Source organism: Plastoroseomonas hellenica, from assembly GCF_018129085.1.
Lineage (GTDB): Bacteria > Pseudomonadota > Alphaproteobacteria > Acetobacterales > Acetobacteraceae > Plastoroseomonas > Plastoroseomonas hellenica.
Window position 1 is genome coordinate 41,254 of sequence record NZ_JAAGBB010000043.1, and the last position, 9,824, is coordinate 51,077.

The 9,824-nt window shown below is 69.2% G+C and carries 8 protein-coding genes; 4 read left to right on the plus strand and 4 right to left on the minus strand.

Annotated elements, in window-relative coordinates:
- Position 1: 1 nt before the first annotated feature.
- Positions 2-1,744 carry a ShlB/FhaC/HecB family hemolysin secretion/activation protein gene (locus GXW71_RS26315; RefSeq protein ID WP_211855678.1) on the minus strand — a complete coding sequence of 581 codons (1,743 nt, stop codon included), beginning with the start codon at positions 1,742-1,744 and terminating at the stop codon, positions 2-4.
- A 279-nt stretch (positions 1,745-2,023) separates the two neighbouring features.
- Positions 2,024-2,683, minus strand: coding sequence for an OmpA family protein (locus GXW71_RS26320; RefSeq protein ID WP_211855679.1), 660 nt, complete (start codon positions 2,681-2,683; stop codon positions 2,024-2,026).
- 295 nt (positions 2,684-2,978) lie between these two features.
- Between GXW71_RS26320 and GXW71_RS26325 the strand changes: the two genes are divergently transcribed.
- From GXW71_RS26325 to mscL, 4 genes are all read left to right on the plus strand, one after another.
- Positions 2,979-3,965 (plus strand): TRAP transporter substrate-binding protein, encoded by a 987-nt coding sequence (locus GXW71_RS26325; RefSeq protein ID WP_211855680.1) that lies wholly within the window; start codon positions 2,979-2,981, stop codon positions 3,963-3,965.
- 11 nt (positions 3,966-3,976) lie between these two features.
- Positions 3,977-4,513, plus strand: a complete 537-nt coding sequence (locus GXW71_RS26330) for a TRAP transporter small permease (RefSeq protein WP_211855681.1) — start codon at positions 3,977-3,979, stop codon at positions 4,511-4,513.
- Positions 4,514-4,554: 41 nt separating this feature from the next.
- Positions 4,555-5,859, plus strand: coding sequence for a TRAP transporter large permease (locus GXW71_RS26335; protein WP_211855682.1), 1,305 nt, complete (start codon positions 4,555-4,557; stop codon positions 5,857-5,859).
- Between the two features lie 159 nt (positions 5,860-6,018).
- On the plus strand, positions 6,019-6,483 hold the full coding sequence (mscL, locus tag GXW71_RS26340; protein WP_211855683.1) for a large conductance mechanosensitive channel protein MscL: 465 nt from the start codon (positions 6,019-6,021) through the stop codon (positions 6,481-6,483).
- A gap of 54 nt (positions 6,484-6,537) precedes the next feature.
- Here mscL and GXW71_RS26345 read toward each other — a convergent pair whose 3' ends face one another.
- The gene (locus tag GXW71_RS26345) at positions 6,538-6,840 is read right to left on the minus strand and encodes a hypothetical protein (RefSeq protein ID WP_211855684.1); all 303 of its coding nucleotides are present in this window, start codon (positions 6,838-6,840) and stop codon (positions 6,538-6,540) included.
- Positions 6,841-6,956: 116 nt separating this feature from the next.
- A partial coding sequence (locus GXW71_RS26350) for an AAA domain-containing protein (protein WP_246526909.1) occupies positions 6,957-9,824 on the minus strand: 2,868 nt, incomplete at its 5' end.

Here is a 9,824-nt window from a genome sequence, read left to right on the forward strand (position 1 = left end):
GCTAGAATCTCACAAGTGTGCGGAAGAACACCGCGTTGGCGCGAAGCGGATCGGCGGCGTCGCCATCGATCTGGCGAGTCAGCCGGCGGGCGAATTCCAGATCGAGGCTCACGGCCTCGCTCAGCACCGTGCGGATGCCGCCGCCCCAGGAGACCGCCTTGTGGTTGCGATCCGATTCGAGGTTCTGCTCGGCACGGCCGTAATCATAGAAGGCGTAGAACTGGCTGGTCGCGCGGCCGCTGCCGGGGAAGGGCGAAAGCGGCACGTCCCAGGCCGTGTCGAGCTGCAGCTCGACTGCATAGCCATAGGCGCGATCGCCGGCGGCCTGGCCTGCATAGTAGCCGCGCCCGAGCCGGTTGCCGCCGAGGAAATACCGCTCGGAGGCCGGCAGCACGTCATCGCTCCATTGCCCTGCCAGCAGCACCTGGACGTTCACCATGGCATCGGCGAAGGGCGAGAAGATCGGCTGGGTGCGCTGAAACTCGCCGGTTGCCTTCAGGAAATCGAAGACGCTGGTCTGGCGCGTCGGGTCGCGCGCCTCATTGCCGGTGCCGCCGAAGACCGTGCTGCCCTGGGAGATGCGGAAGCTGCCGATATTGGTCGCCAACGGCACCAGGCCGAACAGGCTGTCCGCGAACTGGGTGTCGAAGCCGCCGCGGAAGGCGCGCACCGCGTCGCGGCTGGTGCGGCTGCGCTGGCCGAAGGTCTCGTTCTCGACCAGGCTGTTGAACAGGTCGAACTGCCCGACGGCATAGAGGTTGAGCGGGCGGGAGCGGATGATCGGGTAAGTGAGGCTGACGCCGCCGATCTGGGTGTCGGCGGTATAGCCCACCTGCTCCAGCACACCGCCCGGCTGCGTTCTGCCGGTGCCGGCATAGAGGCGCAGCCGCAGGCCGGAACTGCCGATGAAGGTCTCGAACGCGGCCTGGGTGAACCACTGCGTCTCCCGCTCCGATCCGAAGAGGGAGATCTCGGTCCGTTCGCCGAATTCGGTGAAGGAATTGGCGCCGATCACGAACAGCCCCTGCCAGGGGCCGGTCAGGCGATAGGCGCGGTTGTCGGCGGTGGCGAAGCCACTGACCGCGCGGCGGCTGACCTGGGCGACGAGGCGCAGCGCACCGGGCTCGCCCTGCACCGGTTGCAACAGCCCGCGCACCGTGACGCCGGGCACGTCGGAGGCGAGCAGCAGCGCACGCTCGACTGTCTCCACCCGCACCGGGCGTTCCTCGGTTGCCACATTGAGGAAGCGCAGCACCTGGGTGCCGGCGGGGCCGATATCGCCCTCCAGCCGCGCCTCGGCGACATAGCCCTCGGTCACCGCGAGGCGGAGTTCGGAGCGGTCGGGGCCATCCGGCGCCAGCGCCGCGGCGACCGTGACAAAGGCATAGCCGGCATTGCGATAGGCGGTGACGATCGCGAGCCGCGCCTGCTCGACGCGCGCCAGGGTGATGGTCGTACCCTCGAGCGGTGCGACCACCGGCCGTAACGCGGCGTCCGAGAGCGCGGTGTTGCCCTGCACCACGACCCGGGTGACGGCGACCTGCCGGGTTTCGCCGGGCCCGCGCTGCGCTTCGGGCGGTGGCGGCTCGGCGCGGGGGGACAGGCGCGGGGGCTCCCGCGGGGTGATACCCTCGATCGCTCGGCTCGGTGGGGGCGGGGCGGCAACCTGGGCAACAGCAGGTATTGCCGCGAGCAGCAACGACGCGGCGGCTGCAACACAGGTTACATAAGTACGTGAGCGCAAGACCCCGCGTCCCTCAATCCCCCGGCATCTCTTAACCGCTTGCTCCAGGCCGGCATAGCGTTTCGTTAAGATTTCTCGAGATTCTGGGTGCTATTTTTCTGAAAATGACACTGCGAAGCTACGAATATGATAATCACCCAACTGCGTGGCTAGAATTGTCTCGTATGATGATACTGTCCTTCCGTGACACAGCCCGGTGTCTCCGAACGTCGCTCATTGATATGTGAACGCCGCGGGTGCCAGGCACCCACGGGCGTTCCTGCCTGTGGCCAGGGCGCTTCAGCCGCCGATGTTGAGAACCTGCACCCGGCGATTCCGCACTTCCGAAACCTGATCACCGGTCTGCACGAGCAGACGGGTTTCACCGAGGCCGACGACTTCCAGCCGGGCGCCGCTGACGCCGTATCGCTGCGTCAGGTAATCGCGCACCGCCGCGGCGCGGCGCTCCGAGAGGATCTGGTTCGACTCGGTGTCACCGGTGGTGTCGGTATGGCCCTCGATGCGGAACCGGTAGTTCGCCAGTGCCGGGGAGGCGAGCGCCTGCCCGACCGGGTCCAGCGCACGCTGGGCTGATGGCGTCAGCACCGCGGAACCGGAGGCGAAGTTCACCAGCACGGACAGGGCCGGCGTGCCGGTCGGCGCGGTGGTGTCGGCCTGGATCGGGGGGCGCTGGCGCTGCTGCTGCTGCTGCGTGCCCGTCGAGGTGTCCTGCTGCGGCACCCGGATGCCGCGGGTGCTGCCGGGGGTAAGCTGGTCAATGATGCGCCCGACCAGCGGATCATCGCTGCCGCGCTGGGCTGCGGCCGGCAAGGCTGCCAGGGCGATGGGCAGGGCAAGGACAGCGAGCCGTATTGGCGGCCACGTGGTCATGGCAAATCCTCCATATCCAGCAAAGACTGGCACAAAACCTTGCTTGGTCGCAACGGTTTCGCCTGCCAAGCAGGGGTCACGAATGCGCGCGTCGCGATGGGCTGGCCGCGCTGGTGCCACCGATGGATGTGCGATCTTCCCGCCAACGCGTCGCATTGCGTTCGCCATCGCACGGCGACTGATCCGGTGCCGGGCAGGCGTCGCCCGCGGCGCAGGCAATTCCGTCGGCAATGGCCGGCTTGCTCTGCTTATTCCCCTTGCACCCTCTGATCTCGCGCGCGTTACTCGGGAGACATGATTCCTGACCGGCCGCCGCCATTGCGGACTGCCCGTCCGGGGGCCTGCCGACTGGGAGAGAAGAAGCATGACGACCACCCGCCGCACCCTGTTCGCGGCCGGCCTTGCCGCGCCGGCCGCCATCCTGGCCACGCGCCGTGCGGAGGCGCAGACGCGCTGGCAGATGGCGAGCGCCTATAGCGACGCCAATTTCTTCACGCGCAACATCCGGACCTTCCTCGAGGAGATCCAGTCGGCTTCCGGCGGGCAGCTTGCCATCCAGCTCCATTCCAACGCCTCGCTGCTGCCGATGCCGCAGATCAAGCGCGGCGTGCAGACCGGCCAAGTGCAGCTCGGCGAAATCCTGCTGACCGCCTACGCCAATGAGGATCCCTTCTTCGACGCGGATGCGATCCCGCAGCTCGTGACGACCTATGCCCAGGCGAAGAAGCTTGCCGACCTGCAGAAGCCGTATCTGGAAGCCCGGCTGCAGCGGCAGGGCATGATGCTGCTCTACACCGTGCCCTGGCCGCCGGCCGGTCTCTATGCGCAGCAGCCGATCACCAGCATCGAGCAACTCCGCGGCAGCCGCTTCCGCACCTACAGCCCGATGACGAACCGCTTCGCGGCGCTGATCGGCGCGACGCCGACCCTCGTGCAGTCGGCCGAGCTCGCCCAGGCCTTCGCGACCGGCATCGTGCAGGCGCAGGTCACCTCGGCGCAGACCGGCGTCGATACCTCGGCCTGGGACTATGCCCGGGTCTTCACCCCGCTCGGCTTCACCCAGACCAAGAATGCCGTGCTCATTTCCCGCCGCGCCTTCGACGGGCTGCCGGCCAATCAGCGCACCGCGATCACCGAAGCCGCGGCGCGGGCCGAGACGCGGGGCTATGAACTCTCCGAGCAAGCGACAGCGACCACCCAGCGGACTCTTGGCGAACGCGGCATGCAGATCGTGCCGCCCACCGAGCAACTGCTGGCCGATCTGCGCCGGATCAGTGCCACGATGACGGAGGAGTGGATCCAGCGCACCGGCGAAGATGGCCGCCGCCTGATCGAGGCCTATCGCGCGTAAGGGGCGGGCTGGTGCTGCGCCGGGCGCTCGATGCGCTCTACGCGATGAGCGCAGGCCTTGCCGCGCTGTCGCTGTTCGGCATTTTCGCTGTCATGATGGCGCAGATGGCGCTCCGCCAGTTCGAGCTGCAATTCTCAGGCTCGGACGATCTCTCGGCCTATCTCTGCGTCGGCACGACCTTTTTCGCGCTCGCCGCCACCTTCAAGCGCGGCGAGCTGATCCGGGTCGGCATGGCGCTCGACCGTTTGGGGCCTGCATCCCGGCGCGTGGCGGAACTGGCGGCGTTGACGCTGGCTGCCCTGGTGGTCGGCTACATCACCTGGTGGACCACCCAGGACATGCTGTTCAGCTACGAGATCGAGGAAGTGGCGCAGGGCACCGTGCCCTATCCGCTCTGGATCCCGAAGCTCGCCATGCCGATCGGCGCCGGCCTGTTGCTGGTGGCGGTCATCGACGAATGGGTGGCGGTGCTTGCCGGGCGGATCCCCGCCTATGTCCGCGCCGCCGAGGAACGCGCCGCACGCGGCGACTTCTCGGCCGAGGTCTGACGCAAGTTCTGGAAGTCTGACGCAAGCTCTGAAAGCATAAAATGGACCTGCTGACTTTCGCGCTGCTGCTGCTGGTGCTGCTGTGCCTGCTGCTCGGTGCCGGCCTCTGGATCTCGATGAGCCTGGCGGCCGTCGGCTATGTGGCGATGGCGGCGGTGCATCCCTCGCCAGGGCTCTTCCTCGCCTCTGCCGTCTGGGAATCGAGCGGCTCCTGGACGCTGGCTGCGCTGCCGATGTTCGTCTGGATGGGCGAGATCCTGTTCCGCACCAAGCTGTCCGAGGAGCTGTTCAACGGCCTTGCCCCCTGGGTGCGGCGCATTCCTGGCCGGCTGCTGCATGTGAACATCCTGGCCTGCGGCATCTTCGGTTCGGTCTCCGGCTCCTCCGCCGCCACCTGCGCCACCGTCTCCAAGATCGCGCTGCCGGAGCTGCGGCGACGCGGCTATGACGAGCGTGTCGCGATCGGCTCGCTGGCGACCGCCGGCACCCTCGGCATCATGATCCCGCCCTCGATCATCATGGTGGTCTATGCTGTCGCGGCTGAGGTCTCGATCGTCCGCGTCTTCATCGCGGGCTGCCTGCCCGGCCTGCTGGTGATGGTGCTGTTCTCCGCCTACATCGCGATCTGGGCATTGCTGAACCCCTCGAAGCAGCCGCCCCTGGAGCCGCGCACCAGCTTCTGGGAGAAGATGCGCCTCTCGGCGCAGCTCATCCCCTGTGGGCTGCTGATCGTCGCGACCATCGGCAGCATGTTCGTCGGCTGGGCAACGGCGACGGAAGCCGCCGGCTTCGGCGTCCTCGGTTCGCTCATCCTCGCCGCGGTGACGCGCAGCCTGAGCTGGGAGAACTTCATCGAGAGCCTCAAGGGCGCGACACGGCTCTCCTGCATGATCATGTTCATCCTGGCCGGAGCCGCCTTCCTGACCAAGGCGATGGCGTTGACCGGCATCCCGACGGCGCTCGCCGAAGGGGTCGCGCATCTGAACCTCGGGCCCTTCGGCATCATCGCGATCCTGACCGTGGTTTATGTGGTGCTCGGCACCGCGCTCGATGGCGTCTCCATGATCGTGCTGACCACCTCTATCGTGGTGCCGATGATCCAGGCCGCGGGTTTCGACCTGGTGTGGTTCGGCATCTTCATCGTGCTGCTGGTGGAGATCGCGGAGATCACGCCACCGGTCGGCTTCAACCTCTTCGTCATGCAGACCATGACGGGGCGGGATCAGGGGGAGGTCGCGATGGCCTCGCTGCCCTTCTTCCTGATGCTGGTGCTGACCGTGGTGCTGATCACCATCTTCCCGGTGACACTCGTGACCGGCTTGCCGGAGCTGCTGCTGGCGCGGTGAGGGTGACCCGCTCGTGCGCGGGGGCAAGATGGCTGTCAGCCCGGCCTGAACGCGGCGGGCACGGCAAAAGAAGCCGTGTGCACCGCAATCCGCCGCATGCAGAACGACAATCGGCCATGCCAGACTGCGACTCGTCCGGCACCGCAGAGGGAGAGAAGCATGCCGCCGCCCGTCACCATCGCCGAGCCTGCCTGGCTGAGGGAATTCAAAGCCTTCATCATGCGCGGCAACGTCATCGACCTTGCTGTCGGCATCATCATCGGTGCCGCCTTCACAGCGATCGTGGCCTCCGTGGTCGAGGATCTGATCAATCCGATCATCGGGTTGCTGATCGGCGGCATCGACTTCTCGAACCTGTTCGTCGTCATCACCGGCCAACGGCAGCCCTCGCTTGAGGCGACGCGCCAGGGCGGCGCCGCGGTGCTGGCCATCGGCAAGTTCATCAACGCGGTCATCAAGTTCGCGATCGTCGCCTTCGCGGTGTTCTGGCTGGTGAAGATCCTGTCGCGCTTCAAGGCGAAGGAGGAGGCGAAGCCCAGCACGCCGCCGGCCCCGACGCCGACCGAGGCGCTGCTGACGGAGATCCGCGACGAACTGCGCGGGCAGCGCCCGCCGGCCGCCTGACGCAAGAAACCCGCGCCGGAATGACCCGGCGCGGGCTCTCCATCCCAGGTCTTGTCAGAAGCGGCAGCCGTAAGCCGCCATCGACTGCCCCATCTGGGTGCCCATCTGGGTGCACTGGGTGGCCAGCGTCGCGCGGGCCTGCGGGTTCTGCGCCGCCTGGCGCCAGGAATCGCGCATCTGGGTGATGGAAGCGGCGAAGGTCGCGCGCTGCTCTGCCGGGACCTGGCTGTTCAGGCACTGCTCATACTTGGTGATGAAATCATCGCATTCGGCGACGCCGACCGGGGCCGGCGTCTGGGCGAGCACCGGGGCGGAGAGCAGCAGGCCGAATGCCGCGAAAGCGTGTGACAGGCGCATGGATCTTCTTCTCCTGAACCCGCGCCGAATCTGCCGACGCGCGGGGTGCACGCATGCCGGGGCGTCCACGAACCGTCAATCTCAATCCGCAACAAATTGGCGGAAAGTGGCTCTTATCAAGCGAATTTCATGTGGCCCGCGCCGGCGAGCGCTGCGATTCTCGCCGCGATCGCCGGCCGTGCCGCGGCATCCAGCCCCAGCAGCCGATGCACGCCGGCGGCCAGCTCTGCTTCCGTCGCCGCCGGCACCGCCGCGTGCAGCACCTGCGCGGCCGCCGCGATCTCGACCGGGGCAACCGCTATCGCCCGGCGCAGATGCGCCGCCGCCGCGCGTCGGTCGCGCGGCGCGACGGCCGTGTCCTCGGCCAGCCAGAAGCCCTGCTCCTCCCGCACGCCATGCAGTTGCGTGGCCAGGCGCTGCGCCTGGGACAGCGCCGTGCGCTCCTCCGCCGACAGCGCGGGGCGATCCCAAAGCAGGCGCACCCGTTCGAGGATGCTGTCGGTCGCGATCGGGGCCTCCGCCGCGATGATCTCGGCCAAGATGCTGGCCAGCCGCGCGAAAGGGACCTCGGCGATCGGCGTCTCCTTCGGTACCTCGGGCGCCGCCTCGCGGTAGGGCGCGGCGAGGCCGGGATCGGGGGAGGCGGCGGCCGGGGCCTCGACCTCCACTGGCTTGCCGAGCAAGGTGGCGATGCGCGCGGCCTCCGCCTCCGGCCGCGCCAGCCAGGCGAGCGACCAGGCGCGCGACAGGCGCCATCCCATGCCCGCCAGCGCGCCCGCGCGCCCACGTTCGCGGTCGCGAGCGCAGCGCAGCGCGGTCCAGTCGCCGGCATCGGCCTCGACACCGAGCACGTAGTCGGTGCCATCCTTCGCCGCGACATCGAGGAAAAGGCCGGAGACGCCGACCCGCGCCACCGCTTCCTTGCCGGCGCCGCGCACCGCATCTTCGATCAGGGCCGCGATCGGCGTACCCGCACCACCCGCGCCGCCGCGTGGTGCTGCCGCCTCGCCGGCCGCGAAGCCGAGGAAGGTCTTCAGCGCCGCGACGCCGCGCCCCGCGGCACGTGTGAGGTCGATGTCATCGGCCCCGATCGAGGAGAACACCACGCAGCGCTTCTTGGCGCGGGTGATCAGCACGTTCAGCCGCCGCTCGCCGCCATCCGCCGACAGCGGCCCGAAGCGCATGGCAAGCTTGCCCTCTGCGTCGCGGCCGTAGCCGACCGAGATCAGGATCGCGTCGCGCTCGTCGCCCTGCACGTTCTCCAGGTTCTTGACGAAGAAGGGCTCGTCGGGATGGGCGGCGAAGAAGGCGTCGCAGGAGGGATCGGCGCGCCGGCGTTCCTCCACCGCATCGACGATCGCGTCGCGCTGGCGGATGGAAAAGGCCGCGACGCCCAGCGTGTCGTCCGGCGCCTCCTTGGCGTGGCGCATCACGGCATCGGCGATGGCGGCGGCTTCGGTGGCATTGGTGCCGCTGCCGCCCGCATCCCAGCGTCCCTCGATCCGCACCAGCGACAGGCCGAGCCGGTCGGAGCGGCTTCGGGGGGAGGGCAGCACCAGCAGCCGGTCGCTGTAGAATTCATGGTTGGAGGTGGCGATCAGGCTCTCGTGCCGGCTGCGGTAGTGCCAGCGCAGCATCGCCGCCGGCACGCCCCGCGCGTTGCAGAGGCCGAGGACGCTTTCCACATCGCGCGCCGCGACAGTGCCGGTCTCCTCCTCCGGCGCGTCATCATCCTCGCCGGTCATGCGCTGGAAGAAGCGGGTGGGCGGCATCTGCCGGTCATCGCCCACCACCACCACCTGGCGCGTGCGGGCGATGGCGCCGAGCGCGTCCACCGGCTCGATCTGGCTGGCTTCGTCCATCACCAGAAGATCGAAGGAGAGGCCAGGCTTGAGGCCGTGTGGAGGGGCCAGGAACTGCGCGACCGAAAGCGGACTCATCATGAAGATCGGCTTCGCCGCCTGCACCGCGCGCGCGGCGCGCAGCAGCAGCTCCCTGACCGGCAGGTGGCCGCGCTTCTTCTCCATCTCCCCGCGCAGCACCTCCATGCCCGGCATGCCCGCGCGCACCTCCTTCAGCCGCTCGGCATGGACGGCGGCGGCTTCCTGGCGAGCGAGGGCGATGCGGTCGCGGTCGGCATTCCGGAAGTCCTCGACCAGCCGGTCGGCGGCATCGCCGTCGAAGGCGGCGAGCTCAGGATGGGCGCGCATCGCGGCGTTGAGCAGGGATTCGAGCAGCGCATGCTCGAAGGCATCGCCCGCGGCCTCCGGCGTCAGGCTGCCATCGGCGAGCGCCGCGGCGAAGCCCTCCAGCCCCTCGGCGGCAGCGAGCGCCCGGCGCCAGCCTTGCCAGAGCGGCAGCGACTCCGGCTCCGCCGCCCAGGCGCCCAGCACCTCGACCAGCCGCGCGAAGGACAGGTCCGCCGCGCCGTAGCCGGTGGCCTCGTGCAGCGCCTCCCAGGCAGCCAATGCCGCGGCGGCCGGCGCGTCATCGGGCGGTGCGGCGCCGGCTGTCAGTGCCCTGACGGCATCGGCGCCATGCGCCTCCCGCCAGGCGACCAGCGGCGCCATGGCTGGCGTGCCCCAGAGCGCGCCAAAGGCGGCACGCCCGAGCGTCTCGCCTTGTGCCAGCGTGGCGCGTGCGCGTTGCCCGGCCAGCGCCGCGTCGAGCGCGGGCAGGGGATTGGCGGCGTCGCGCGCGACCTTGGCGGCCAGCGCCTGCGCCGCGCGGCGGCTTCCGGAGAGGAACCCGAACAGGCCGCCGCCCTCGGCCAGGGTTGTACGGGCCTCGGCGAGCCCCTCGACCTCCAGCGCGCCCGGCAGCAGCGCCGGGTCGGCGCGCGCCGCGTCGAGCATCGCCTGCGCATCCGCGAGCGCCTTGAGCGGTGCGGGGTCGGCTGTCCAGGCCGGATGGGCCAGGGCGGTCTTGTCGTGCTCCGGCGTCGCGGTCAGCGCCGCCGCCAGCGCGCGCAGCGCCGGCACCTC